This is a genomic window from Kiloniellales bacterium, assembly GCA_030064845.1.
Taxonomy (GTDB): domain Bacteria; phylum Pseudomonadota; class Alphaproteobacteria; order Kiloniellales; family JAKSDN01; genus JASJEC01.
Genome location: JASJEC010000019.1, coordinates 34578 through 61133, shown reverse-complemented (window position 1 = coordinate 61133; position 26556 = coordinate 34578). Strand labels below are relative to the sequence as shown.

Annotated in this window: 24 protein-coding genes and 1 tRNA gene; 7 read left to right on the top strand and 18 right to left on the bottom strand. The window is 67.2% G+C overall.

The features are described from left to right. Positions 1 to 17: 17 nt before the first annotated feature. From QNJ67_09665 to QNJ67_09655, 3 genes are all read left to right on the top strand, one after another. Positions 18 to 590, top strand: a complete 573-nt coding sequence (locus tag QNJ67_09665; GenBank protein MDJ0609231.1) for a hypothetical protein — start codon at positions 18 to 20, stop codon at positions 588 to 590. Positions 591 to 694: 104 nt separating this feature from the next. Continuing rightward, positions 695 to 3313: a mechanosensitive ion channel gene (locus tag QNJ67_09660; GenBank protein MDJ0609230.1), complete on the top strand. Its 2619-nt coding sequence runs from the start codon at positions 695 to 697 to the stop codon at positions 3311 to 3313. A gap of 201 nt (positions 3314 to 3514) precedes the next feature. Next, positions 3515 to 7321, top strand: a complete 3807-nt coding sequence (locus tag QNJ67_09655) for an AsmA family protein (protein ID MDJ0609229.1) — start codon at positions 3515 to 3517, stop codon at positions 7319 to 7321. Positions 7322 to 7452: 131 nt separating this feature from the next. Here QNJ67_09655 and QNJ67_09650 read toward each other — a convergent pair whose 3' ends face one another. Then, a complete protein-coding gene (locus tag QNJ67_09650) occupies positions 7453 to 7785 on the bottom strand; it encodes a hypothetical protein (GenBank protein ID MDJ0609228.1) in 333 nt (110 codons plus the stop codon). A 242-nt stretch (positions 7786 to 8027) separates the two neighbouring features. On the opposite strand from QNJ67_09650, the gene QNJ67_09645 reads away from it, so the two are divergent. Next, a complete protein-coding gene (locus QNJ67_09645) occupies positions 8028 to 8891 on the top strand; it encodes a hypothetical protein (protein ID MDJ0609227.1) in 864 nt (287 codons plus the stop codon). Between the two features lie 79 nt (positions 8892 to 8970). Here the strand turns inward: QNJ67_09645 and QNJ67_09640 are convergent, their stop codons facing one another. The 5 genes from QNJ67_09640 to QNJ67_09620 form a co-directional block, all read right to left on the bottom strand. After that, entirely contained in the window at positions 8971 to 9120 is a 150-nt protein-coding gene (locus QNJ67_09640) for a hypothetical protein (GenBank protein MDJ0609226.1), read from the bottom strand. Positions 9121 to 9145: 25 nt separating this feature from the next. Further along, on the bottom strand, positions 9146 to 9805 hold the full coding sequence (locus QNJ67_09635; protein MDJ0609225.1) for a pentapeptide repeat-containing protein: 660 nt from the start codon (positions 9803 to 9805) through the stop codon (positions 9146 to 9148). A 339-nt stretch (positions 9806 to 10144) separates the two neighbouring features. After that, a complete protein-coding gene (locus QNJ67_09630) occupies positions 10145 to 10384 on the bottom strand; it encodes a hypothetical protein (GenBank protein ID MDJ0609224.1) in 240 nt (79 codons plus the stop codon). Between the two features lie 91 nt (positions 10385 to 10475). Beyond that, positions 10476 to 11543: a 2OG-Fe(II) oxygenase gene (locus QNJ67_09625; GenBank protein MDJ0609223.1), complete on the bottom strand. Its 1068-nt coding sequence runs from the start codon at positions 11541 to 11543 to the stop codon at positions 10476 to 10478. A gap of 96 nt (positions 11544 to 11639) precedes the next feature. After that, positions 11640 to 11716, bottom strand: a tRNA-Pro gene (locus QNJ67_09620). A gap of 187 nt (positions 11717 to 11903) precedes the next feature. On the opposite strand from QNJ67_09620, the gene QNJ67_09615 reads away from it, so the two are divergent. Both QNJ67_09615 and QNJ67_09610 read left to right on the top strand, forming a co-directional pair. Continuing rightward, positions 11904 to 12155 carry a hypothetical protein gene (locus QNJ67_09615; GenBank protein ID MDJ0609222.1) on the top strand — a complete coding sequence of 84 codons (252 nt, stop codon included), beginning with the start codon at positions 11904 to 11906 and terminating at the stop codon, positions 12153 to 12155. Then, positions 12155 to 13636: a patatin-like phospholipase family protein gene (locus QNJ67_09610; GenBank protein ID MDJ0609221.1), complete on the top strand. Its 1482-nt coding sequence runs from the start codon at positions 12155 to 12157 to the stop codon at positions 13634 to 13636. Before QNJ67_09615 ends, QNJ67_09610 begins: the two co-directional genes overlap by 1 nt. A 10-nt stretch (positions 13637 to 13646) precedes the next feature. On the opposite strand, the gene QNJ67_09605 is transcribed toward QNJ67_09610, so the two are convergent. From QNJ67_09605 to QNJ67_09550, 12 genes are all read right to left on the bottom strand, one after another. Next, entirely contained in the window at positions 13647 to 13928 is a 282-nt protein-coding gene (locus QNJ67_09605; GenBank protein MDJ0609220.1) for a hypothetical protein, read from the bottom strand. 39 nt (positions 13929 to 13967) lie between these two features. Beyond that, positions 13968 to 15329, bottom strand: a complete 1362-nt coding sequence (locus QNJ67_09600) for an amidase (protein ID MDJ0609219.1) — start codon at positions 15327 to 15329, stop codon at positions 13968 to 13970. A 24-nt stretch (positions 15330 to 15353) separates the two neighbouring features. Beyond that, the gene (locus QNJ67_09595; protein MDJ0609218.1) at positions 15354 to 15551 is read right to left on the bottom strand and encodes a hypothetical protein; all 198 of its coding nucleotides are present in this window, start codon (positions 15549 to 15551) and stop codon (positions 15354 to 15356) included. 33 nt (positions 15552 to 15584) lie between these two features. Beyond that, positions 15585 to 16952, bottom strand: a complete 1368-nt coding sequence (locus tag QNJ67_09590) for a TRAP transporter large permease subunit (GenBank protein MDJ0609217.1) — start codon at positions 16950 to 16952, stop codon at positions 15585 to 15587. 44 nt (positions 16953 to 16996) lie between these two features. Beyond that, positions 16997 to 17572 (bottom strand): TRAP transporter small permease subunit, encoded by a 576-nt coding sequence (locus tag QNJ67_09585; GenBank protein ID MDJ0609216.1) that lies wholly within the window; start codon positions 17570 to 17572, stop codon positions 16997 to 16999. Positions 17573 to 17685: 113 nt separating this feature from the next. Beyond that, positions 17686 to 18840: a TRAP transporter substrate-binding protein gene (locus QNJ67_09580; protein MDJ0609215.1), complete on the bottom strand. Its 1155-nt coding sequence runs from the start codon at positions 18838 to 18840 to the stop codon at positions 17686 to 17688. 359 nt (positions 18841 to 19199) lie between these two features. Continuing rightward, a complete protein-coding gene (locus QNJ67_09575; protein MDJ0609214.1) occupies positions 19200 to 20165 on the bottom strand; it encodes a D-glycerate dehydrogenase in 966 nt (321 codons plus the stop codon). A 257-nt stretch (positions 20166 to 20422) separates the two neighbouring features. Beyond that, on the bottom strand, positions 20423 to 21538 hold the full coding sequence (locus QNJ67_09570) for a DUF2336 domain-containing protein (protein ID MDJ0609213.1): 1116 nt from the start codon (positions 21536 to 21538) through the stop codon (positions 20423 to 20425). A gap of 219 nt (positions 21539 to 21757) precedes the next feature. Further along, complete coding sequence (locus tag QNJ67_09565) at positions 21758 to 22516, bottom strand: hypothetical protein (protein ID MDJ0609212.1); 759 nt, start codon at positions 22514 to 22516, stop codon at positions 21758 to 21760. Between the two features lie 160 nt (positions 22517 to 22676). Next, a complete protein-coding gene (dusA, locus tag QNJ67_09560; protein MDJ0609211.1) occupies positions 22677 to 23681 on the bottom strand; it encodes a tRNA dihydrouridine(20/20a) synthase DusA in 1005 nt (334 codons plus the stop codon). A gap of 84 nt (positions 23682 to 23765) precedes the next feature. Further along, on the bottom strand, positions 23766 to 24401 hold the full coding sequence (locus tag QNJ67_09555) for a phosphoribosyltransferase family protein (GenBank protein ID MDJ0609210.1): 636 nt from the start codon (positions 24399 to 24401) through the stop codon (positions 23766 to 23768). Then, positions 24398 to 25162, bottom strand: coding sequence for a BtpA/SgcQ family protein (locus tag QNJ67_09550; protein MDJ0609209.1), 765 nt, complete (start codon positions 25160 to 25162; stop codon positions 24398 to 24400). Before QNJ67_09550 ends, QNJ67_09555 begins: the two co-directional genes overlap by 4 nt. Before the next feature lie 188 nt (positions 25163 to 25350). On the opposite strand from QNJ67_09550, the gene QNJ67_09545 reads away from it, so the two are divergent. Next, on the top strand, positions 25351 to 26502 hold the full coding sequence (locus tag QNJ67_09545; GenBank protein MDJ0609208.1) for a spermidine/putrescine ABC transporter substrate-binding protein: 1152 nt from the start codon (positions 25351 to 25353) through the stop codon (positions 26500 to 26502). Positions 26503 to 26556 lie beyond the last annotated feature (54 nt).

Sequence of the window (26556 nt, the reverse complement as noted above, 5' to 3'; positions counted from 1 at the left end):
CCGATCGAGTGAAATCCATGTCCTCGAAGGTGATCCCGACCCTCGCCGCGGCCCTGATCTTCCTGGCGTTTCCCGCGGCGCCGGGTCTGGCATGCACCTTCCACCAGACCGGCGTGGGGTCGTTCTTCGAACCGACCTATCCGGGGTCGCTGGAGGTGGCGGCGGCGACGGCGCGGGCCCGTTCCGAGGGGCGGCTGGCGGACAGCCGGCTCGAGCGCGGACTGTTCGGTCTGGCGCGGGCGACAGGGGCGATGCGGGACCTGGGCGGCCGTCTCGAACTCGCGCCCGAGGCCGCAATGACCGATTTCTACCTGATCCTCGCCGGCCAGCAATTGTGGACGGACTATCGGGTCACCGAGATCGGCGGCGCACAAGCCTTCGGCGTCCAGGTGCACGCCGACGCCCCTCGGGACGGCACGCCGGTGGCGGTGACCTCCTACGACACCGTCGTTGCCCTGCTCGCCGGCACACTCAGCCCGCAAGAGGCGGCCGATACGGGCCTGCTGCGGTTCCGCCTCGACGGGAGCGGCCGCGTCCGGGCCCTGTTCGGCGAAGCCTTCTCGGTCGAAAAGGCCGCCCAGGCGCCATGAGGGCCGCCCGGCCCCGTCGCCGGTTCGAGGCGCTCGGCGCCCGCGCGACCCGATCCGAAACAGAGGCAGGAGCAGAGTTTGGGTGAAATTCAGGGTGGAGGGTCATGAACCGGCGGTCGCCATGGCGTCGCGCCTTGCCGGTCCTGCTCGGACTGCTCTTGCTCGGATCGGCCGCCTACGCGTCGTCGGCCGCCGCGCAGTACAGAGACGGCTTTTATGATCCGGAACCTCTGAGGCCGGCCAATACGGTAAGCCCACGCGACACCCTGCGGAGCTTTCTCCAGGACGCGAGCACCGTCATCGAGGGCTGGCGCCAGGATGAACAGGGTGCCTTGTACCACCGGGCTTGGCTGCGCGCGATGGAGGCTCTCGATTTCAGCGCCACGCCCAACGGCCACGCTTGGTCGGTGCAGACGCAACGCGTTTTGCTGCTGTCTGAGGTTCTGGGACGCGTCGCAATACCGCCCGACGAGGAGATCCCAGGCACCGCCGAGGTTGCCGAGGGCGCCGTCACACAGTGGACCCTTCCCGGCACCAGGATCACGATCGCCCGGGTCGAAGAGGGCGTACGGGCGGGCGAGTTTCTCTTCTCTGCCAACACCGTGGAACGGGTGGCGCGGCTCTACAGGAACGCCAGACACCTGCCGTTGAAGCCGGGAGCGCCAGCCGGCATTTACGAGGAGTTCCGCAATTGGCACGAGAGCGTTGTTGCACGGGACAGTGAACTGAGGGACCGCCTTAAGGCGACCGACACCTCGAGCCCGAGAGCCACGCTTGAAGGCTTCTTGGATAGCGTGAACCGGGCCTACACCCTGGTTATGGAAGCGCACGCCAAGCTGAACGCGACTCCGCCGGAGATAACCCGTGAGGAAGCGCGGGCGATTGAGTCACGGGCCAGCGGCCTCCTGCAGCGCGCCGCGAACACGCTCGACCTGAGCATGGTGCCGGAGGCCCTCCGTGAAGATTTCAGCCTCGAAACCGTTCTGAAGCTGAAAGAGATCATCGACCGCATGCACCCACCGCCGATCGATACCGTTCCGAACGAACAGATGGTCGCTGCGGCGCGCGGGGGCGCAAGCGGGTTTTTCGCGCGAACGCCCGGCCCGCTCCGCTGGCGATTCCCCTACACGCAGATCGATATCGTGGAGGTCGTCGAAGGAGAGAACCAGGGGCGCTTCCTTTTCAGCGCGGATACGCTTCGCCGTATTCGCGACTACTACACGGACGTTCGCGACCTGCCCTATCGCCCTACGGGATTTCAGGGGGTCACGGACAACTATCTCTCGCCCGGTCTGTCCCCCGGGTTCTACGAGTTCTACATCACGACGCCGGGATACCTGATACCCGGCGCCGACCCCCTCAGCGCCTGGATCGGCGCCCTGCCGGATTGGATGATGGCCCTCCATGGCGAGCAGACACTCTGGCAGTGGCTCGCCCTCTTTCTCTGCTTGCCGGTCTTGGCCGCGGCGGCCTTTCTGGTTTATCGCCTCGTCAAGGGATACGCGGCGAGACGCCCGCCGCCCCTGAGAGAGTGGAGCATGGTGCTCGTCCCCCTCGTCATCGCGGCGATCGTGGAGGCGGTGGGCGACTTCATCGACCAGGGCCTCAACATCACGGGCGACGTCCTGGCGACCGTCGTGGCGATCGGCCAGATCGTGATCTTCGCCATGCTGGCCTGGGCGGTCTGGAATCTCCTCAAAGCCGTGATCGAGACGATCATCGCCACGCCCTGGGTCAGCGAAGGCGGCGTCGACGCCAGCCTGCTGCGGATCCTGGCGCGCCTTTTGGGCACCGTGATCGGCGTCTGGATCCTGCTCGACGGCCTGCAGGGGCTGGGCGCGGACATCGTCCCGCTGCTGGCCGGCCTCGGCGTCGGCGGCCTCGCGGTCGCGCTCGCCGTCCGGCCGACGCTGGAGAATCTGATCGGCGGCCTGATTCTCTACTTCGACAAGCCGGTGCGCGTCGGCGACTTCTGCTCCTTTGGCGGCCAGACCGGGACGGTCGAGACGATCGGACTGCGCTCGACCCAGATCCGGGCCCTCGACCGTACCCTGATCTCGGTGCCCAACGCCAAGTTCGCCGACATGGAGATCATAAACTGGGCGCGCTGCGACCGCATGCTGATCGGCTCGAAGATCGGGCTGCGCTACGAGACCGACCCCGATCAGCTCCGCTACGCCCTGGTCAAGATGCGCGAGATGTTCCACGCCCATCCCAAGATCGACGGCGACACGGTCCGCGTGCGTTTCGCGGGCTATGGCGACTCCTCGCTCGACATCGAGATCCGGGTCTACGCCCTGACGCGCGAATGGAACGAGTACTTCGCCATTCGCGAAGACGTTCTGCTTCGGATCAGCGATATCGTCGCCGAGTCAGGCTCCAGCTTCGCCTTCCCCTCACAGACCCTCTACATGGGCCGCGACGGCGGGCTGGACCAGGAGCTGGGCCGCGAGGTCGTCCAGGAAGTGAAATCCTGGCGCCGGTCCGGCCAATTCCCCTTCCCCCGGCTCGCGCCCGAGAGAATCGACGCGCTCGAGGACACGCTCGACTACCCGCCGCGCGGTTCGCCCGAGCGGCTCTCCGCCGACTGGGAAGACGCGGAAAGCGCGGAAACCCTTTCGGCGGAGCCGCTCGCGGCCGAGCCGGAACCGTTCGAAGAAGAAGCAAGGGAAGACGAGGAAGAGAAGCGCAAGAAGCAGTCGGCCTCGCCCGAGCAGGAGTAACCGCGCGAATCGACGCTCAACTGGGGAACAACACGCCCTCACCCTGTCCCTTTCCCGCGGGAGAGGGTCGGGGTGAGGGCGATTGGTTTCCAGTAGGCCCTTGATCCCCGTCATCCGTCGACAGGTGCGGCATAGGGTCTACTATCCAACAGACTGGGTTATCGGCCCGCGAGGCGGGCGGAGCGGCAGATGGGCGGATCCATGCGCCTTGCGAAGAAGATCCTGACCTGGAGCGCCGGCCTCCTCCTGCTGGCGGTGGCGAGCCTCGTCCTGGCCTACGCGACCGCAGGCGACGACCTCTTCCGCTGGGCGGTCCGGCAGCTGATCGAGGACAGGGTCGAGCGCCAGGTCACGGTCGACGGTTCCTTCACGGTCGAACCAGGCTGGGAACCGACCCTGGCCGTCACCGACGTCTGGATCGAGAACGCGCCCTGGGCCGAGAAGCCCGAGCTGGCGCGGGTCGGGCGGGCCGAGGTCCAGCTCGCGCTCGGGCCCCTTCTCTGGGGGATCGTGCAGCTTCCCCGACTGGTCCTCCACGACGTGACCCTGGCGCTGGAGCGCCGGCCCGACGGCACAGGGAACTGGGATATCATCGTTCCGACCGAGGAGCCCTTCATCCCGGTCATGGAGCAGATCTCGATCCGGAACGTCACGGCCACTTACCGGGACAAGGAGAGCGGCCGGGAGTCGGGCTTCCGGATCGCGCAGCTGACACGTCAGCGGGACCCGGCCGGCGCCGGGTTCATTGGCACGGGCGAAGGCGATATCGACGGCACGCCGTTCCGGCTCGACGGCCGCTTCGGCTCGGTCGAGCAGGCCCTCGACCCCGAGACGCCCTTTCCGGTCACGCTTTCGCTCGATTTCGCCGGTCTCTCGGGCGCGCTGGAGGGATCCGTTCTGGACCTGCCGCAGGGCGAAGGCTTCGACCTGGCGCTCAGCCTCGAGGCGCCCTCGATCTCAAGGACCGCCGCGGACCTCGCGCTCGGGGACGCGCCGGACGGCCGCGCCACGGCCCGGACCAGGGTGACCGGCGCCCTGACCGCGCTCGCGCTCGAGGACCTGCGGGTCGAGATCCTGGAGACCTCGGGACAGTTTCTCCGCGCCGAGGGATCGCTCGCCGACCTCACGGCGGGCGAGGGCCTGGACTTCAGCGTCGATGCCGCACTGGGCCCGGCGGCGCTCAACCTGCTGCCCGCCCCGCCCGAGATGCTGCGCCGGCTTCTGGCCGAGACCGAGGAGCTCGAGCTGACCGGGCGGGTCGCCGGCCGGCTCGCCGCGCCCGCGGTCGAGGACTTGGCGCTTCGCTTCGTGCACGACGGCGCGGCGGCGCTCACGGCCGAGGGCCGGCTGGCGCTGGCCTTCGACGACGGCGGGCCGGTCCCGAGCGCGCTGACGGCCGCTCTCGCGCTCAGCCTCGCCGACCCCGCCCCCTTCGAGCAGGCGCTGGACACCCGGCTGCCCGAGCTCGGCGCCGTCGATGTCACCGCCGCGCTCGAACCGGCGGACGACCGCATCCTGCTCACCGCGCTCACGGTCGAGGCGCCCGCCTTCGAGTCCCTGCGGCTGGAGGCCTCGGGACCGCTCGCCCGGCACGCGGACGACGGCCTCGCCTTCGAGCCCGACCTCAAGGTCTCCGCCGCGCTCGACCGGAGCGCGCCGCTGGTCGAGCTGCTTCTCGATCCCACCCGGCAGCCGCCAGCGCCCGAGATCGACCCCGCGCGTCTCGAGGTCTCGGGCCGGGACCTCGTCCTGGCGGTCCAGCAGGCACTGCGCGACGCCGGCTTCGATCCCGGTCCCCCGGACGGGCTCATGGGGCCGCGCACCCGCGCCGCGATCGCCGCCTACCAAGCCGAACACGCGCTGCCGGTCGACCGCCGGCCCTCGCGCGACCTGCTGGCCCACCTCCTGGGCGCGGGCGTCCGGCGGCCCGCCTTCCCGGGCAAGGCCGAGCTCGACGCCCTCGTGGCGCGGCTCGCCCCGGTCGCGGCCGAGGCCCGGCTCACCCATGCGGCCGGCGCCTTTCGCCTCGATGACCTGCGCGTGACGCTCGGCGCGCGGGAGGCCCTGTGGCTCGAGGCGGCCGGCAGCCTGGCGGCGCCACGGCCCGGCGCCGAGGCACCGGTCGAAGACCTCGCCCTAGCGGTCCGCGTCGCCGCCGCGTCGAGCCGTGTCCTGGCGCCGCTGCTACCGCCCGACCTGCCCGAGATCACCGGTATCGAGGGGCGCTTCGACCTGCAGGGCGTGCCGGCCGCGCTCAGCCTGAGCGACGCCTCCTTCGAGGCAAAAGGCCCGGCGGACCTGGCCGTGCGCGCGACGGGTGGGATCGAGCGGCTGTCGCTCCTGCCTGCCTACGCCACGGCCGGCCTGGCCTTCGCGCTCGAGGCCCGGGCGCCCGAAAGCGCGCGCCTGCTGCAAATCCCCGAGCTCGGCCTGCCCGAGCTCGACCCGCCGGAGATCGGCGAGCTGCGGGCCCGGGCGACCCTGAGCGACCCGGACGGGCGCCTCGGCCTGAGCGCCCTGGAGCTCTCGGTAGGGCCCGCGGACGAGCCGGTGGCGCGGGCCGCCGGACGGATCGGCGACCTGCTCGGCCGGAAGGATGTATCGCTGAGCGGCGACTTCGCGCTGCCGGCGGCTATGCTGCTGGAGCTGAAAATGCCGGCGGGGGCGCCGGCGCTCGGCAGCGTCGAGGGCCGCTTCGGTCTGTCGGACCAGGACGGCACCCTGGGCATCGACGCCCTGGAGGTGGCGGTGACCGGCACAGACCTGCTCACCCTGACCGGCGAGGGGATCTTCGACGACATGCCGCGCTACGACCGGCTCCGCCTGGAGGCCGCGCTCGAGGTGCCCGACGTCCCAGCGCTGGCGCGCGCCCTCGGGCACGAGGTCGCCGGCGTCGGCAGCCTCGCCTTCGAAGGCCAGATCGCGGGCAGCGACGAGTTCTTCGAGGCCGACGGCTTGCTCCGGGTGGGCAAGACCGAGATCACCGGCACGCTCGAGGGCAACCACCTCGGCGATCGCCCGGTCCTGAAGGCGCGACTCTGGTCGCCGATCGTCTACCTGGCCGACTTCGGCCAGCCGCCGGCGGCAGACGACGAGGAGAAGCCTCTGGCGCCGGGGGACCCCCGGCTGTTCGACGAGGAACCCTTCGAACTCGGCGTCATCCGGGACTACGACCTGGACCTCGACATCGAACTGGACGAGATCGACGGCCTCCATTTCGACGTCGATCAGGCCCGGGCGCGCATCGAGGTGGTCGACGGCCTGCTGACGGTCGACCCCCTGGTCTTCAGGTTCATCGGCGGCAGCGTCGATATTCGCCTGGGCGTCGACGCGCGCCGCGCGCCGCCGGAAATGCGCATCCGCGTCGTGGCCGACGACCTGGACATCGGCGACTTCCTGGCACAGATCGAGGGCGAGGTGCCCCTTGACGGCGAGCTCGACATGATCGTCGAGGTGCAGGGCTCGGGGGAGTCGCCCCATGCGCTGGCTTCGTCGCTCGACGGCACCGTCAACCTCGCCGTAGCCGAGGGCCACGTGCAGACCGGCCTCCTCGACCTGACCGTGACCAACCCGGTCCGCTGGCTGTTCTCGCGTTCGGCGCGCCGGGGCTATTCCGAGCTGAACTGCCTGGTCGTGCGCTTCGAGATCGACGACGGCACGGCAGACGACGTCAACCTCATGCTCGACACCCGGAACGTCCGCGCCGAGGGAACCGGCGACATGGATTTCGGCGACGAGAACCTGGACATCGACGTCAGCCCGCGCCCCAAGCGCCGCCGCCTGATCGCAATCGTCACGCCCTTCGAGATCGAGGGGCCCATGACGGGCCCCTCGGTCATCGTCAGCAAGCGGAGCGGCGCCAAGCGGGCGATCGGCCAGATCCTGGTCAGCCCGATCAACCTGCTCGGCTCGCTCTTCACCCTGGTGAGCGATGACGGCCGCGACGCCGACAACGCCTGCCTCCAGATCCGCGAGATCACCCGCGCCCCGGAAGACCTGCCTGAATGATCCCCGGGGGCCCGTGGCTCGGGAGAAACAACGCGCCCTCACCCTGACCCTTTCCCAGCAGAAGAGCAGGCGTGGCCCGGACGCTTCGCGCAGGTGAGGGTATCTTGGTTTAGAGCCAAGGCCGCTCTCAATCAGCGCAGGCCGCGGGCCCAGATGCTGGTTACCTGGCAGGCTACAGAGAGCTCGACCACGATGGCGCCGCCGCCCTCCTTCGGCCGGACCCAGGCCTCGAAGCCGACGAGTCGGCCCCGGCCCCGCGTCGTGCCACGCACCTCGCGGAAACGGATGCTCTCGATCCAATCCTTGCCGACGTTCTTGCTCGCCAGGGCGTCGTTGACCGCGTCGCGGCAGAGCTGGCGCTCGCGCGGCGGCAGTTGGGCGAGCGGGTCCCTGCCGAAGGAGACACCATCACAGGCGACCGTCAGCAGGAGCGCGGCGGCAAGAAGTGGCCGCGCCGTCGGCATCCGGTATCGCCCTCGCATGCTTGGATCCCGCCTTCCCTTGATGCCTGGACCGGTCCCGCCGGCGCCCCCTATGTCTCATCACCATTCTTAGAGCAGTTGCCAGCCGAAGCAAATCGCCCCGCGGCACTGGAACGGGGGCGGCAAAACCGATATTCTCCCGCCGCCAGATCGGGTAGGCGCACGACTCCAACCGCGGTCGCCGCGCCACCGGGCACGCACCTTTCGCTTCGGACAATCTCGCCATGGCTAAAATCACGCTCAATCCCGCCGTCGACGACTACGTCGTCGAGGTCGACTGGGGCCCGGGCCCCCGGCTCTCCGCCGAGACCCGCGACCTGGTGCTCTCCTCTTTCGAGGACGGCAAGCTGATCGTCTTCAAGAACCATCCCCTGCGCGTCGACTACGCCTTGCTGAACAGCTTCGAGCTGCCCGACTCCGAGGCGCTGCGCAAGCTGAGCTACCGACGGCTGCTCTATCCCTGGCCTTGGCGGACCGAGAGCCGACGCGCAATTCTCGGCGCCTTCGGCTTGAACCTCGCCAAGTACCTGCGGGTGCGCGCCGAGATTCAGCGGGTCAACGAGGGCCTCTCGTCCCTCTGCCACGAGATCTTCCCCGGCTACCGGGTCCTCAAGAAGCAGTATTCCTGGCGCTTCCTGCCCACCGACCTGGGCGTCCACCCTGTCCACCTCGACTCCTACGGCGGCCATGGTGCCTTGCACTACGTCCGCCTGTTCCTGAACCTCGACGTCGCGCCGCGTGTCTGGCGGGTCGCCGATCGCCTGGACACCATCGTGCGGCGGGATCACGCGGAACTGGACTGGAGCGCGCTTGCAGGCCTGACCGACGACCGTTTCTGCCGCGAGATCAATAGCCACGTAGGGCGCCAGGGCGACGCGATCCCAACCCACGAGGCCGCCTTCGAGCAGGGCGACCTATGGCTCTGCGACACCCGAAAGATCCCCCACGGCGTGGTCGCCGGCCACCGCATGGTCGCGACCCACTTCTGGGTGGACCCGGCCAGCATGGCCGATCCGAGCAAGGCGATCGACCCCACGGCCGCCGCCTACATCGCTGAGTACGGCGCCGTGGCCACGGCCGCGGAGTAGGCACGCGCGGGCGGCCCCACCGCCGGAAAAATAATGAGGGCAAAACAACGCCCCTCTCCCACGGGGAAAGGGGGACGGCCTATTCGATTTGCCGGTACACCAGCACGGGCAGAGCGGCAACGACGCCGAGAAACAGCGTGTATGACAGGCTGTGCTTCTCTTGGAACACGCCCAGCCACTCGTTGAGCGCTCTCATATCCTGGAAAAATCCGCTCAGTCCTCTCAGCATTCCGCCTCTCCCGTCTGATCGCCGGTCACTCTCCGAACTCGCATCGCATGCGCAGCGCGTGGGCGCGCACCTCCTCAGGCATGCCGGTCGTCTCGAGTAAGTCGGCCATGTAGAACTCGATCCCGTCGAACTGGACGCCGGTGAAGTTCACCCCGTTGGCGACGCAATAGGTGAAGATCGCCTCGCGGAGATCGGCGCCCTCGAGGTTGGCCTGGCGCATCGTGGCGTTCTCGAGCTTGGCGCCGCGCAGAACCGCGCCGCGCAGGTCCGCGCCGTCCAGATTGGCGTGGCGCAGGTCGGCGCCCGCCAAGTTGGTGCCCTGGAGGTCGACGCCGGCGAGACGGGTGTGGCGAAGGTCCGCCCCGCTCAGGTCGGCGCCAGCCAGCTTGGCGCCTTCGAAGCTCGCCTTCTTGAGCAGGGCGCCCGCCAGCTTGGCGCCGCCGAGGTCGGCCGAGTCGAACTGGCTGGCGTTCATCTTGAGGCCGGAGAGATCGAGGTTCGAGAGGTCCTGCTTGGCCAGATCCGCGCCGCTCAGGTTGGCGCCGTCTGCCTGGGCCTCGGCCAGGAGCGCCCGGATCAGGTCCGAATGGCTGCGCTGCTGGGGAATCGGCAGCACGGCGGAGTAGAGCTGCTTGCTCGAAGAATGCGCGAAGAGGATAACCTCCCGGCTATTCGGCATTTCCATGCGTTCCGCCTCTCCACGGCCGGCGCCACCGGCCATGTATTGCGCCGTCACCTCGTCCTAACCCTGCGACCTCATCTGAGAGACTATTTGAGCGGTCTTGAGAATTCGTGAAGCATCCGCCCCGCCTGAAGACGCTAGGCAAAATAAAATTAGATTTAATTTGTAGTTTTGCTACGGCTCAACAGACCGCAGCGCCGCGGCGAGGCCCGGATAGAGAATGGGGCCTGGCAGCGTCCGTCACGGGGCGGCAGGCGGGCCGCCTGCGGCTCGGAACGGCCCCTTCGCCCAACGGCGAAGGCACGCGCCCGAGCGAGCCGCGGCGGCCGGAACGCGGCCGCGCTACCTCAGGGCTTCGGCGGCCTTCAGGTAGGAGTCGCAGGCCTCGATCTTCTCGTTGTCGCCGGCGGCCTCCTTCACGCAGTCCTGGTACTTGTCGACCAGCTCGAGACGCTCCTGGGCCGCTTTCTCGATCGCCTCGTAGGACCGCTCCTGCGCCTTCGCGGCCCGGTCCTGCGGGCTCGAGCAGCCCGCCAGCATGCCGAGCACAGCCAGACCCGCCAGGATCTTCACGTGCTTCATGAGTGCCTCCCCTCCGATTCCATGGTTGCTTGGGGGTATTCTCCACATCCCCCTGAAGCGATCAAGGTCGCGGATCGCCGCCGCGGGAGGGTCAGGCGTCGCCCTGCTCCTCGCCCTCGGGGCCGTAGAAGAAGGTGAGCAGCACGAAGCGCCGGCCGGCGGTGACCGGCGTCGCCTCGTGGAGCAGCGGGCAGGCGAAGACAACCGCGTCGCCCGCGGCCGGCCGGTAGAGGTGCGGCCCGTACTCGGGGAAGCGCAGGTAGCCGCCCTCGTAGTCGCCGGTGTTGAGATTGAGGCTCATGGCGAAGCGCCGCCCGGTCCCGATCGGCTTGACGTTGTCCCGGTGCGGCCGGAAGAAGCCGCTTTCGGTCGCGTCGTAGCAGGCGATCTTGAACTCCTTGACGTAGTTCACCTTGAAGCTGAAAGCCTTGAGGATCTCTGGCACCACCCGCCGGCCGATCAGGCCGCCGATCTCCTCGTTGATCGCCGGGTCGGTGACGATATGGTCCCGTCGCGCCTTCATCTTGGGGTCGAGCAGCCCGCCGGACTCCCGGTAGTCGGCGCGGAACACCCCGCTGGGCGCATTGCCGCCGGTCTCCCAGAGCGCGATCAGGCGGCGGCAGTACTCCTGGTCGAAGACCCGGGGCACGATGAGGACCGGCGCGCTCGGGCCGACCTCGCGCGGGGCGGGCTGGGGCTCGGTCTCGAAACGGGCAACCAGCTCGGCGGCCGGCGCACCGCCCGCCCCCCGGTCGATCTTGACGACCCGGCGGTTGGCGTCGGCGGTCACCAGGGCGTAGGCCCCGGGCGCCGCCGCGCCTTCGGGTGCTGGCGCGATACCGCAGGCGCGGTGGACCGCCCCGTCCGGGTCGCCCAGGATTGGGAACGGCAGGCCCGTATAGACCGGGTTGGCGGCGTTGCTCTCGGGTGCGGCACCGTTGACCGCGATCAGGTGGATGTGCGGCCCGAGCCGCGGCTGCACGTCCACGAAGCCCTGCAGCAGCCGCTCGGTATCTGGGGTCCCGTCGTCGGCGAAGAACAGCACGACCAGGGATTTGCCGAGCGCCGTGGCGAGTAGCCCGGTCCCGCCGCCTCGCTGGTTGGTCAGCTGGAAGTCGGGCAGGAAATCGCCGATATCCAGTCTCGCCTGCTCCGCCATCTCCGCCGCACTCCCTTGCGTGACCCGCAACGCGGCACAGCCCCCGCCGGTCCCGACCTGGCGCGGCGCGCCGAAATCACGATGCTCTTGATTTCGTGGTCGGGGAGAGAGGATTCGAACCTCCGGCCCCTACGTCCCGAACGTAGTGCTCTACCAGGCTGAGCTACTCCCCGACGCGGCGGGGGTTATAGCGCCTCCCAGGGCCTTTGGCAACGGCGCCAACGCGCCCAATCGGGCCTGCTCAGCTCCCGGGATCGGCCGGCCCAGGCAGGTTTGTGGCGAAAGCCACAGCGCCGCGCCGCTACGGGTGATAACATGGCGGGATCGCCCAGGAGGGGGAGCAGCATTCGGGGGGTGAGCATGGTTGAATTCGTGATCGTGATCTATCCGCGCCGCCGCGGGGTCGTGGTCAACGGTCGGGAGACGGCCAAAACCAACGAGCGTTTCCTGGTGCAGACCGGCACCCACGAATTCTCGCTGACCGGAGACGCCAACTACACGCCGCCGACGCAGGTCTTGCCCGTGGAGAACACGACAGCAGACGAGCCCTGCGTCGTCACCTTCGTTCCAAAGGCCAGGGTCGAGGCCATCGTCGCCAAGGCGGACGGTTAATGGCCCGGCAGCAAAGGAAGCGGCCGGGGCGGAAGTCGCGAGTCTCGCTCGCCTTGGCGCTGGGCTTCACGCTCGCCGCCTGTGCCCATTTCGAGGAGAATCCGCCCTTTCCGGCGGGCCAGCCCGACGCCGGCTACCGTTACGACAAGCTGACGCCCTACACCACGGGCAACTCGGAGGAGGTCTTCGTGATCCTGACCTTCTCCGGCGGCGGCACCCGCGCCGCGGCGCTCTCCTATGGGGTGCTCGAGAAGCTGCGCAGAACGACGATCGAGGTGAACGGCGAGCGCCGCAGCCTGCTGCAGGAGGTGGACGTCATCTCATCCAACTCCGGCGGCAGCTATACCGCCGCCTATTACGGCCTCTTCAGGCAGGAGATGTTCGGTGACGGCTCCGATCCGGACCTCTATTTCACCGATCGCTTCCTCTACCGCGACATTCAGGGGGCGATCGTCGAACGCGCGCTCTTCAATCCGGTGAACTGGTTCAAGCTGATGTCGCCGACCTACAACCGCAGCGACCTGGCGGCCGAGCTCTACGACGAGGAACTCTTCGATCGCGGCACCTTCGGCGACCTGGTGCCCAATGGCAGGCCCTTCGTCATCGTCAACGCCAACGACACCACCAAGGGAGTCCGCTTCGAGTTCACCCAGGAGAATTTCGACCTGATCTGCTCGAACCTGGATGACTTCCCGCTGTCCCGTGCTGTCATGGCCTCTTCCGCGGTTCACGGTGTCTTCGGTGCGATCCGCCTGGTGAACTACGAAGATACCAATTGCCAGGAGCCGCGCTGGGTCGCCTTGGCGCTGGGCGAGGCCACGGGCGACCGCGGCGACCTAGACCGCAATCGCCAGCGCTACAAGCTGGCGCGGGTCGCGCGGTCCTACCGCGAAAAGGACGACCCCGGTGCGACCTACTACGTCCACCTCTCCGACGGCGGCGCGGTCGACAATCTGGGCCTGAGGTCGCCGCTCCAGTCCCTACGCTCCCTCGACCCTTCGTGGAGCCTGCTGGCGAAGCTCGACCGTAAGGAGGTCAAGAAGATCCTGGTCTTGAGCATCAACGCAGCCTCGGAGCCGGACAACGATTTGGACAGGTCGGCCAAGGGCCCGAATCTGGTCGAGCTGATCGCCAGTGCGATAAACGGCGCTATCGATACCATCACGCTCGACTCCATCGACGTCGCCACCAGCGTGGTGAATGAGCAGATCCGCGCGGTCAGAAGTCTGGGCTGGGACGCCGAGATATTCGGCCCGGTCCTGATCGACTTCGAGCACATTGACGATCCCGGACAACGGCACTGCTTCAAGAACATTCCGACCACCCTGGCCCTCGATAAGGACACCGTCGACGGCCTGCGCAAGGTCGCCTATGAGCTGGTGCACAGCTCAAAAGGGTTCCAGAACTTCCTAGGTGCCATGGACGGACGGGAAGAGCCGATGCCCGATCCGCTTCCGGGCCAGCCGGCCTGCCAGTCCTGAGTCCGTTCCTTTACGGTTCCCGCGCCTGGTCCTTCGAATCGGGCAGGAACTCCTGGAAGATCGCCTCCAGACCCTCCTTCTGGTCGCCGCCGAAGGTCAGGTAGACGACCGCCCAGAGGATCAGCGTTAGGATCGCGAGGCCCTGAACGATGGACCTCATCGAGCGGCCCGTGGCCCGCTCCACCACTTCGGAGAACCTCTCATAGAGGTTGCCGAAGCGCCGCCGCACATAGATGCCCATAGCGATTAGGGCGACGACGAGGAGCAGCAGGGGAAGACTGATCTGATCCACGGCCGGCCCCGGTCTCCGGATGCTCGCACGCGACGGGGGCTAGTCGGCCGCGCCGTCCGGCGCCTTGTCCCCGGCTCCGTCCGCGAGGCGCGCGATCAGCCAGCGCGCGGTGCGCAGCAGGCGGGCGTCGTCGCCGCGCGGGCCGATCAGCTGGACGCCGATCGGCAAGCCGTTGGCGCCGCGGAGCAAGGGCAGCGAGAGCGCCGGCACGCCGAGATAGGTCCAGAGGCTGCAGAACGCCGGACTGCCGGTCGCGTCCAGGCCCTCGGGCGCCTCGCCGGGCGCCGCCGGGGTGACGATCGCGTCGTAGCGGTCGAAGACCTGGTCGAGCCCGGCGTTGAGCGCCTCGGCGTGGTCGAGCGCCCGGTTGTAGTCGACCGCCGTGACCGTCCGGCCCTCTTCGATCATGCCGTGCAGGGTCTCGCTCATCTGCGCTTTCTCGGCGTCGTAGGCCGCGCCCAGGTTCTTGGCGATGTCCGGCAGCATGACCGTCTTGTGCCGCTCGATGGCATCCTCGAAGGGCGCCGGCAGGTCGAAGGCGTCGATGTCCTCGCCCAGCGCCTCGGTCAGCTCGCCGAAGGCTTCGCGGCAGTCGGGGCTGGCCTGGTCCCAAACCGGAGACTTGACGAAGACCAGGTCCGGCGTGACCGGCGGCTCCTGGCTCGAGACTTCCCGCAGGTGCGGCGCCGCGCGGGGCCGGGTGTCCGGATCCTCCGGGTCGTAGCCCATCAGCACCTCGCCCAGCAGGGCGAGATCGCCCAGGTCCCGGGTGAAGACCCCCAGGGTGTCGAGCGGGCGCGAGAGCTTCAGCACGCCCCGCCGCGAGATCAGGCCGTGGGTCGGCTTGTAGCCGAAGACGCCGCAGAACGAGGCGGGCCGGATGACCGAGCCGTTGGTCTGGCTGCCCAGCGCGGCCGGCGCCATGGCGCTGGCGACCGCCGCCGCCGAACCGCTGGACGAGCCGCCCGGCGTCCGCGTCGGATCGTGGGGATTGGCGGTCTTGCCCGGACTGTAGACCGCGAACTCGGTGGTCACGGTCTTGCCCAGAATGACCGCCCCGGCCGCGCGCAGCCTGGCGACCACGGTGGCGTCCCGGCGCGGCTGGCGGCCGGCGTGGATCGGGCTGCCGTTCTCCGTCGGCATGTCCGCGGTATCGATGATGTCCTTGACCGCGACCGGGAGGCCGTGCAGCGGGCCGGTCGGGGCGCCGCCTGCGCGGGCCTCGTCGGCGGCGCGCGCCTGCGCGAGGGCGTAGTCGGCGTCGAGATGGGCCCAGGCGCCAATCTCGCCGTCGACCTGGTCGATCCGGTCGAGGCACGCCCGCACCAGTTCCTCGGACGTGATCTCGCCGTTTCCTATCCTGCGGATCGCCTCGGCGGCGGGGAGCTGGTTCAACGTCATGACATCAAAGCTGCAGACAGGTCCCTACTTCTTGCGGAAGCAGGACTCCCAGAAGTCGTAGAACACCAGCCCCAGGACAGCGATGCAGATGACCCAGAAGGGGAAGCCGCCCCAGAAACCGGCGGCGCCGGAAGAAATGCTCTCCGCCAGACCGAGCACGAAGCCGGCGATCATGAACGAGCCGATCAGTCCGGAAATCTTCTCAATGGTTTCAGGCGACATCGCGTTCTCGCTTCCTCAAGCCCGTATCCCTGCTCACGGAATGTACTTGCCGAACAGGACATCCGGCAGCCACAGCGCGATCCCCGGGAACTGGTACATCATGACCATGATGAAGATGACGATGCCCAGATAGGGCATGATGCCCTTGAAGATCTGCGCCAACTCGATCCCTCTTCCCACGACCCCCTTCAGGTAATAGGCGGACATGGCCATGGGCGGAGTCAGGAACGAGGTCTGAAGGTTGAGCGCCACGAGCATGGCGAAGAAATAGGGGTTCACGTCGAATGCGGGCAGCATGGGCAGGAAGATCGGCACGAAGATGATCAGGATCTCCGACCACTCCAGGGGCCAGCCCAGGAGGAAGATGATCACCTGGACCATGACCAGGAACTGCCAGGGCTCGAGGTTCAGCCCGAGGACGAAGTGCTCGATGATCTCGTGACCGCCCAGGTAGGAGAAGACCGACGCGAAGGTCCAGGATCCGACGAAGAGCCAGCAGACCATCGCCGTCGCCTTCGCCGTCAGGTAGACCGAGGCCTTGAGCATCTCCCAGTTGAGCGAGCGATAGAGCGCCGCCAGCACCAGCCCGCCGAAGGCGCCCATCGCGGCGGCCTCCGCCGGTGTCGCGAGGCCGCCCAGAATGGAGCCGAGCACCAGCATGATGAGGGCGGTCAAGGGGACGAAGGAGGTCAGAAGCTCGAGGTAGACGACGCGCCTCGGTGGAATATCCTCCTCGCGCGGTTTCGGCGCGATCGACGGATTGAACCCGACGCGGATGATGACGTAGACGATGTAGCAGCCGGCCAGCAGAAACCCCGGGAGCACGGCCGCGGCATAGAGCCGCAGAGGCGAGAGCTCCGCGATTGCCGCGTAGACGATCAGCATAATCGAGGGCGGGATCAGGATGCCGAGCGTCCCGCCGGCACAGATCACGCCCGAGGCGAAGCTCTTCTCGTATTGGGCCTTGGCCATCGCCGGAAACGCCAGGAGTCCCATCAGCGTCACCACCGCGCCAACGATGCCGCTGGCGGTCGAAAACACCGCGCAGGTGATCAAGGCGGCGATGGCCATGGAACCGGGCAGATTGCGGGCCGCCATTTGCAGCGCATAGAAAAGCTTGGTGACGATGTTGGCGCGCTCGACCACGTACCCCATGAAGAGGAACAGCGGGATCGCGACAAGGGTGTCGTTCTCCATCACCGAGTAGGTGTTCTGGTTCAGCAGGTAGAAGATGTTGTTATTGAAGATATCGCCGAGCGACTCGAAGGAGCCGGGCTGATAGTAGGCGTAGTAGCCGAAGCCGACGCCCATGGCGAGCAGCGTGAAGGCGACCGGAAACCCAAACAGTATCATGATGATAAAGAGGGTCAGCATCAGGATTGCGACTTCGGGATTGGTCATCCTGCGGCCTGCTCCGTGTCACGTCTTGGCGTCATGAAATGGGGTTACCTTTTTTCGAGCTCAGCGGCCTGAGCCTGCAGGATGTCTTCCGTTTCCTTTGCGTCCTCCAGCCGCGGCAGCCACTTGTTGGTCTTGATCGCCAGATAGCACCGCATGCATTCCGCGATGCCCTGAATGATGAACAGTCCGCCGGCCAGCGGGATCAGGGTCTTGAAGAAATAGATCTGGATGCGCGCCGGGCTGTTCCAGCTGACTTCCTTGTAACGCCAGGAGTCCATGGCGATTTCCCAACCGAACCAGACCAGGGCCAGCATGCCCGGGAAGAAGAAGACGATGTAGAGAAGCAGGTCGACACGGCCCTGCCAGCGGACCGACAGGAAGCGGTAGACCACGTCGGCCCGCACGTGGGTGTCCTGGGCGAGAGCGTAGGGCCCGGCCATGAGGAAGAGCGCGCCGTACATCTGCACCATCATGTCGAAAACCCACACGGTGGGCGCGTTGAGCACGTAGCGCATAAAGACTTCATAGACGACTGAAAGCGTCAGGATCAGGATGCACCAGCCGAAGGCGCGCCCAACCCAGATACTGAGCTGTTCAATCGCGTGAATAAAGGAAACCACGGCTAGTCCCCCACCCTTGCAGTCTCTTCAAGTTATGAGAGGGACAGCCCCTCGGCTGTCCCTCTATGACTGCACGATTTTGCGTAACGGTCTTGCAAAAGGTACGGATCGGTTCAGCCGAAGTGGTGCTTGTAGGCGAGGGCGTAGTCCGGCTGGTTCAGCAGCAGGTAGTTCATCACCTTCTTGGCGTATTCTTTCTGCGACTTGACCACCTTGGCGAAGAAGGGATCCTGCGACGAGATACGCTCGACGACGATGTCCCACCCCTTCAGCTGATCGGCCATGACCGAGTCCGGCGTGCGGTAGACATTCACGCCGTGCTTCTCCTTCAGCTTCACCAGGTCATCCGCGTAGCGAAGGGTGTTGTGCCAGTAGAAGTTCGAGTTCTCGGCCTCGGAAGCGTACTTCAGAATGGCCTGGTGCTCCTTCGACAAGGAATCGTACTTCTTCCTGTTGAAGGTGACCTCGAAGCACTCCTGGGACTGGTGGAAGCTGGCCAAGTGGTAGTGCTTGGACACGTCCTGCATGCCGAAGTCGCTGTCCGAGGTCGGGTTGTTGAACTCGGCGGCATCGATCAGGCCGCTCTTCATCGCCGGCTGAATTTCGCCGCCCGGCAGCTGCACGACCGACATGCCCATCTCGTTCAGCACGTCCGCCGCCAGGCCGACCGTGCGGTACTTCAGGCCCTTCATCTGGGAAGCGTCCTTGATCTCTTCCTTGAACCACCCGAGCGGCTGCGCCGGCATCGGGCTGTTGAAGAAGCTGACCAGGTTCAGGCCGAGGGTCCCCATCAACTCGTTGAAGAGGTCCATGCCGCCGCCGTAGTGGATCCAGCCGAGCAGCTCCTGCGCCGACCAGCCGAAGCAGGGGCCGGTGCCGAACAGGGACGCCGCCGGCGACTTGGAATACCAGTACGCGGGCACGTAGTGGGCGCCGTCGAGGACGCCGCGGTGCACGGCATCCTGCATCTGGCTGGTCTTGACCACGGAGTTGACCGACAGAAGGTCGATCTTCAGGTCCTTGCCGGCCATGGAGTTCACGCGGTCGACATAGCTCTTCGCGTTCTCGAGAAAGATGCCGCCGCCCCAGGCCGCCTGGACCTTGAGCACCGTCGGTGCCGCGGTCGCGACGTTGGGCGCCGCGACCATGGTCGCCGCGCCGGCCGCGGCGACGCCCGCGCCGGTCAGGAACTTCCGGCGGGTCGCCGCCTTGCCCTTGTTCTCCTCGGCGAGCGTCGAGTTGCGTTTCGTGACTTTCGTCATAACCATTGCTGTACCTCCCTAAGGCGATTTTACCCGGCGGGGCCGTCGGCCGCGGCGCCGGGAGTCCGATCAGAGTGCCAAAGTTCTTGGTGTCGTTGGTCCGCCGGCGAAGCTTATCTTCTTGTTATCGGCCGGCGTGGGCGCCTGGGCGCCCAAGCTGCCTCCTGTTCACTTCCTGTTCGCGCCTCCCCCTGGACGCGTCGGGACTCTCGGCTATTTCCAGGCCCTTCGCAAGTGACTTTTGTGACAGCTCCCAAGGGCCGCCGCCGCGAACCAGCCGCACTCAACTCGACCGAATGGATGCTCTTGATGGCTCGCGCCGCCCCGATCCCTCTCCCTTGAGAAGGGTCAGGGTGAGGGTGGTGTTAGGCGACGCGGTCGCCCGGCGCGCGGCCGGCGAAGAAGGCGTCGAGGTTGTCGCAGGCGCGGAAGCCCATGGCGTCCCGGGTCTCGCGGGTGGCGCTGCCGATGTGCGGCAGCAGGAAGGTGTTGTCCAGCTCGCGGTAGGCGGGGTCGAGCGCCGGCTCGCCGTTGAAGACGTCGAGGCCGGCCGCCGCCACCCTGCCCGACCGGAGCGCCGCGATCAGCGCCGGGTCGTCGACGATCGCGCCCCGCGCCGTGTTCACCACGATCGCGTCCTCGGGCAGCAGGGCGAGGCGCTCGGCGTTCAGCAGCCCCTCGGTCTCCGGCGTGTTGGGGCAGTGCAGCGAGAGCACGTCGCTCGCCGCAATCAGGTCCTCGACGGTCTCGTGGAACACCGCGCCGGCCTCGGCCGCCGGGTCGAGGCGCCGGCGGTTGTGGTAGTGGACCGCCATGTCGAAACCCCGGGCGCGCCGGGCGGTCACCTGACCGACCCGGCCCATGCCGATCACCCCGAAGCGCTTGCCGGTCACCTGGGTGCCGACCATGAAGGCCGGGCTCCAGTCGCGCCACTGCCCGGCGCGGATCAGGCGCTCGCCTTCGCTCGCCCGCCGTGCCGCGCCCAGCATCAGCAGCATGGCGATCTCCGCGGTCGCGTCCGACAGCACATCGGGCGTGTTGGTCACCACGATGCCGTGGCCGGCCGCGGCGCCGAGGTCGACGTGGTCGACCCCGACCGACATGTTGGCGATGATCCTGACGCTTTCCGGCAGGCGGCCCAGGACCTCGGGCGGGAAGCGCTCGGTGTGGCACGGCAGGATGGCGTCGGCGCCCTCGGCCAGGGCCAGAAGCTCTTCGCTGGTATAGAGCCGGTCGCTCTCGTTCAGACGCGCCTGGTAGTCCCGTGCCAGACGCGCCTCGACCGCAGGCGGCAGCTTGCGCCCAACCAGGACAACCGGTTTCTCGCTCATGGGACCCTCATAAAGGCGGCTCGACGGAAGGCGTTCAACGGCCGCGATCTACAGCAGGGCGCGGCGGTTCCGTCAAGCGGCAGCAGGCTGTGGGAAGGGCACTGAGTTGGCACCGTCACCCTTCGACAAGCTCAGGGTGAGGGCGATCCATTTACGAGCAGATACCCTCATCCTGAGCTTGTCGAAGGATGACGGTGATCAAGGACTGAGAGGTTTTCAGAAGCCTGCTTGATCCGGTGGCGAAATCAGCCAGGAGGTCAGGCGGCGAGCTGTTGCAGCTTGGACATGAGGAACTCGATGTCGTCATCCGACAGGCGCTCGCTCGGGTCCTCGCACTGGGTCAGGATGCGCTCCAGCATCCGCTCGATATAGCGGTTGCGGTCGTTCTCGCCACCGTCGTAGTCGGTCTCCTCGACCACCTCGATGCCGGCGCGCACCGCGGCGAAGAGCCGCTCGGGCAGGCCGGCGCGCAGGTAGATCGATTCCAGGCCCAGGGTGCCCTTGTCGTGGATCAGGATCCGGGCGTTCTGGACCGGTACGCCGGCCAGGCGAGCCAGCGCGACCTCGAAGAAGGCGATGTCGCCCATGCAGAGCGCGCGCAGCACCAGCGTCGGGGTCAGCCGGCCGTTGACATGGAGCTGCTCGACCAGGCGCTCGAGCTCCTCGTCGCTCGAGCCGTCGCTCAAGAGACTGACCGTGGCGCGCTCGCGCACCTGAAGGATCAGGCTGCTGGCGGTATCGGCCGCCAGGTCGTGCTGCTCGACCAGGAAGGACTCCAGACGGCTGCTGAGCGCCGACACCAGGCGCTCGGAGATCGCCGCCGAGAGGTTCGGCCGGCGGACCAGCGAGTCGGCGACCGCCTCGCTGCTCTCGTAGCGGTCAAGCACACGGCCGATCGCCTCGTCGTCGAGCTCCGCCCCCTGGTTGGCGACCAGGTGGGCCACGGCGACGTCGTTCTCGCTGTCGATCAGCGCGTCGGCGACACCGGGCGCGACGCGGTCGCGCTGGGCGATGGTCTGCTGCTTGGCCGGCGCCGCTTCGCGGATGATCTCGATGAGGTCCTCGTCACGCAGCACCTCCGAGAAGCGCAGGATCGGCAGGCTGACCTGCTCGACGTCCTTGGCCAGGGTCAGCGCCACGTCGTGCGGCAGGTCGTCCGAGTGCTTGAGCCCGACAGAGAGCGCCTCGCGCACCCGGACCTCGGCGTCCTTGACCAGGACCCGGAAGATCTCCTCGGCCAGCTTGCGCTCGTTCTTGGACAAGCTCTTGGCGCCGAACTCGTGCGCCACCTTGGCCGCCGTCTCGGCGCGCGCATCGGCCGTCGGATCGTTGATCAGCCGCTCGACGTCGGCCTTGGAAAGTGTCTTGCTCATGTCGTCCTTGCGTCAGGCCGGCGGGGCGTCGAGGCGGCCCGAACCGCCCGCCCCAGGACCAATGCGGTTGAACGCGGTTAGTGTAACGTTAAGTGGCTAAGCCTTGTTTAACGCACCCTGACATTCGTGCCCTCCGGGCCCCTCGAAAGGGTCTAGCGCAGGGAGATTAGGGCGCTTCCGGCCGTTGGGAGGGGGCCCGGCCAGGCCCCGGAAGAACCTTCAGCCGCGGCCGATCATCGCCTGGCCGACCGCCCGGATCTGCTCCTCGATCGAGAAATCGAGGTAGGAGGTCACCTCCAGGTCCCGGTCCTCGAAGACATTGGCGCCGGGGTTCCGCGCGCGCCAGTCGGCCACGGTCCGGTCGCGCCGCTGGACCAGCTCGACGATCTGCGGCTTCATGAGCCGGAGAACCGCGGTGATCCAGCGGTTGACCGGCCAGGACGGGCGGGCGTGGTCGATCTCGAAGTGGTCGAGCAGGCGGGCGACGTCCTCGGCCTCGTACCAGACCTCGCCGGTCACCCAGCGATTGACCGTGAACAGCCGGAACGGGAAGCCCATCTTGTCCATCGAAACGGCGATCAGGTGACAGAGCGCGTCGTTCGGGTCCTTGGGCTTCTTGTACTCGGGCACCTTGGCCGGCTCGATCCCCTCGGGCATGCCCTTGGGCCGGATGAAGGTGTGGAAGTGGCCGTGTTCCTTCTCGAAGCGGTCGGCGAAAGGGTGCGCATGGTAGTAGTACTGGCCGTGGGTCTCGTTGTCATAGACGTCGCCTTTAGGATAATGGTCCCATTCATAGAAGGTCCCCTGGTCGCGCAGTAGCTCGCCGACCACGTTGTCGCCGGTCTTGGCCAGGATTCGGTGGATCTCGACCAGTTCGCGCCCGGCCTCGGCCATGGCCTCGAGCTGCTCGCCCGGCAGGCCTGCCAGGTCGACGTCCGACTGGATCGCGACCCGCTCGATCGCCTCCGCCGTCCGCATGGTGCCTCCTCCTTCGAAGCCTATGCTCAGGATCGTCTAGGTGGGGCCGGCCGCCCCGCCGTTCACCGCACGGGAGATAAAGATGCCGTGAGCCGCCGGCCTTGAAAAGCCCCGGCTGGACGGCGAACCAAGCGCCCTCGGGGTGGGGGCGTCGGGCCTCCTACGCGGCGAGACCGCGGGCCTGTAGCCGTGCCTCGACCTGGGCGAGCGCCTCCAGCATCACCTCGGGGCCGGCGCCAGGCTTGTGGGCCGCCTCGCTCAGGTGGCGGCGCCACTGGCGGGCCCCGGGCAGGCCGTTGAACAGTCCCAGGATATGCCTGGTGATCGACTTGACCGGCACGCCCCGCCGCCCCGCCGCCTCGGCGTAGGACACCAGGGAGCGGACCACCGCCGCCCGGCTCGGCGGCGCCGCAGAATCGCCAAAAAAGCGCCGGTCGACCTCGGCCAGGACGTAGGGGTTCTGGTAGGCCGCGCGGCCGATCATCACGCCGTCGACCCCCCGGGCGAGGTGGGCCTCGGCGGCCTCCAAGTCGAGGATGCCGCCATTGATCACGATCTCCAGCGCCGGGAAGTCCGCCTTCAGGCGATAGACTCGCTCGTAGTCCAGCGGAGGGATCTCGCGGTTCTGCTTCGGGCTGAGGCCGGAGAGCCAGGCCTTGCGGGCGTGGATCGTGAAGCTGCGGCAGCCGGCCTCGGCGACCGCCGCGACGAAGGCCTTGAGCTCGTCGTAGGAGTCCCGGTCGTCGATGCCGATCCGGGTCTTCACCGTGACCGGCAGGCTCGAGGCGCGGCCCATGGCCGCGACGCAGCGCGCGACGAGCGCCGGCTCGGCCATGAGGCAGGCGCCGAAGCGGGCGTTCTGGACCCGGTCGCTCGGGCAGCCGACGTTGAGGTTAACCTCGTCGTAACCATAGGCCTCGGCCTGCTCGGCGGCGACCGCGAGGTCCGCCGGCGCCGCGCCGCCGACCTGCAGCGCCAGGGGCCGCTCGGCCGGGTCGAAGCCGAGGAACCGCTCCCGGTCGCCGTGCAGGATCGCGCCGACCGGGATCATCTCGGTATAGAGCAGGGCGCGCCGCGAGATCAGCCGCAGGAAGAAGCGGTCGTGGCGGTCCGTCCAGTCCATCATGGGCGCGACGGAAATTCTGCGATCCAGACTGTAAGACACGGGGTTCGCTCGGAGGTTCCATCCAAGCCGCAAGCTACCACGGAACGCCGTCCGCGGCACGGGTAGAGACGCCAGCCGGGAGGCTCAACGGCGGGCCGGAAAAGCCATCTCCGGTTTGTAGCTGCCGAAGGAGCTCAGGGTTTGGCCGTTGCACTCCACCTGCCAGAATGAGCCAGGCACCACCGCCGACACACAGAGATAGTCCTCGCGAAAGGCATTGGTCGTCTCGTTCTCCTCGATGGCGATCGCGACCAGGCCGGCGACGATTCCTCCTTGCGCCGTGACCAACTGAATCGCGCCCTGCATGGTCCCGCCGGTTTCGATCCACTGGTCGACCAGGAGGACCTTCGTGCCAGGCGCGAAGGCCGGCAGGCGCATCTCCATGTCCTGGGTCCGGCCCGAATAGTTGGTGAAGGTCGCCTTGTCGGTATCGACGCAGAGCTTGCCGGCCTTGCGGATCGGCAGCATGCCCACGCCCAGGCGGGTCGCCAGGGCTGCGGCAAGCACGAAGCCCATGGCATCCAGGCCGGCCACGACATCGACCTCCGCGCCCTGCAGATCGGCTTGAAGATCGTCCAGCAGATCGTGGAAGGCCGCGCCGTTGATGTAGATCGAGGTCGGATCGAGCCAGGCGAACTTCGGCCCCTTGGTGTTGGGCGACATGATCCGCAGATACCAGCGGTCGTCTCTCGGGCCGCGTTCGAGACTCGCTTTGGTCATAGGCCTCCCCAATCAGTATTGCCAAGCGTACGGCAGAGAGTCATCAGATCCGCCAGACGCACCGGATCGATGTTGTAGAAATCATCTTCGTGGTTGATTCCCGTTGCCACCAGGAAACAGTCGACCGCGAGGCAATAGTACTGGGCGTTCTCCGGCGTTACACCCGAGGCCAGGGCCAGAGCGTGCGGCCCGAGTCCGGACCGAAAGGCCGCGATCTTGTCCAGGTCGGCTTCCACTCCGGTTGCCATGCCGGAGGTGGTCACGACGTCCATCCATTCCGCCGCCCGCCTCGCCGCCTTGACGTAATCCTTGGGAGCAACCGGCCGCTGCTTCTTGAAGGCTGTTCCGCCGAAATATAGACCCTCCCAACCGGAACTCTCGCGGGCCGCCGAGATCGCTTCCGCCTCTGGCTGATCGGAATGGAAGCCCCGCTCGTCGATGCAGGCATCGTCGGCCCAGTAGGCATCGAAGCGCGCACCCTCTCTCTGAAGAGCACCGAGAATCGGAAAGGCGTCGCGCCCGGTCACGGCGAGGAAATTCACCCCCATCCAGAGTGTCGGAAAGTCTGCTCTCACCCGGCGAAGGATCGGCAGGAAGGGTTCGACCGGAAAGTCGTGGTTGATCAGGAAGGCCCCGGCCGCGCCCGCCTCCGCGACGATGCGGAGATTTCTCTCCGTCTGCGCCGTGTCCAGCACATGGATGACCGGGAAGACCACCGGCCCGGGGGTATCGAAGTGTCGATGAAAGCTTGCACGGTCCATGACAGGCACAAGAATAGTCGGATTCCCGATCGAGCAAAAATTCATGTTGTCGACGGCGGCGGCCTTGAACGGGCGGCGCGACCCGCGGATCGCTTTAAGTCTTCTACCCGGTCAGCACCGTCGTTAAGATCGGCCCGGGCGGCCGAGCGGAAAGGCACCCCAAGGAGAACGACGGGGAGACAGGTACAATGAGAAATCCAAAGAGCTCGAAACTGGCGCAGCCGACCAGGCGGGAAGTGCTGAAGTACGGCGGAGTCGCGGTCGGCGCCGCCGCCGGTCTGGCCATGCCCTTCGTCAAGCGCGCGAAAGCGCAGGCGACCGAGATCAACATGCTGGCCTGGTATGGCCACGGCGAGCCGGACATGGTCGAGGAGTTCGAGGCCGAGAACAACGTCAAGTTCAAGCCGAAGTACTATGCCGGCGGCGACAACATGCTGGCCTTGATCGCGCAGTCACCGCCGGGCACCTATGACATCATCCTGTCGGACGCGGAATTCGTACAGCAGCTCAATGCCGCCGGCTACATCGAGCAGATGGACCCGGGCGACTACGATTTCGACGACATGCTCTACGAAGACTTCAAGCGCTTCCCCGGGCACTGGGACGGCGACAAGCTCTTCTCCGTCATGGTGCGCTTCGGCCACCTCGGCGTCTCCTACAACAAGAACGCCGTCACCGCCGAGGAAGCGGAGAGCTACGCCTGCTTCTGGAAGCCGGAACTGAAGGGCAAGGTCGGCCACTTCGACTGGCACCTTCCATCGCTCGGCATGATGAGCCTCTACAACGGCAACGGCGCCAAGCTGTGGGATCTGGACGACGCGGCCTGGTCCAAGGTGCAGGAGACGACCCTGAGCCTGCGGCCCCAGGTCGGCGGCTATTTCGACTATGGCGGCACCTTCAACTCGCTGAAGAACGGCGAGATGCTGGCCATGTGCGGCATCGGCGACTGGATCACCGGCGTGCTCGAGAAGGACGGCGCGCCGGTCGCCTCCGTCGTGCCGAAGGAAGGCGGCATCCAATGGACCGAGTCCTATTCCATCGGCAAGGGTTCGGAGAAGGCGGAGGTCTGCAAGAAGTTCATCCAGTACATGCTGAGCCCCCGTGGCCAGGTGCGCTCGGCCCAGATGGTGGCCTACCCGGGTTTCTGCATCACAAGAAAGGGCCAGAAAGCCCTGCAGGAGGCCAACCTCGCTGAGGCCAAACGCACCGGGCAGATCGAGGGCGCGCCCAACAATCCGATCACCCTGATCAAGGAAGGCCGCATCCACTACCGCAACATTCCGGTGCAGCAGAGCCTGGAAGACTGGAACGACTTCTGGTCTGAGTACAAGAACGCCTAGATCAGACCCGGTTACGGCCGGCGCAACCCCAGAAGCGGATCGCGCCGGCCGTTC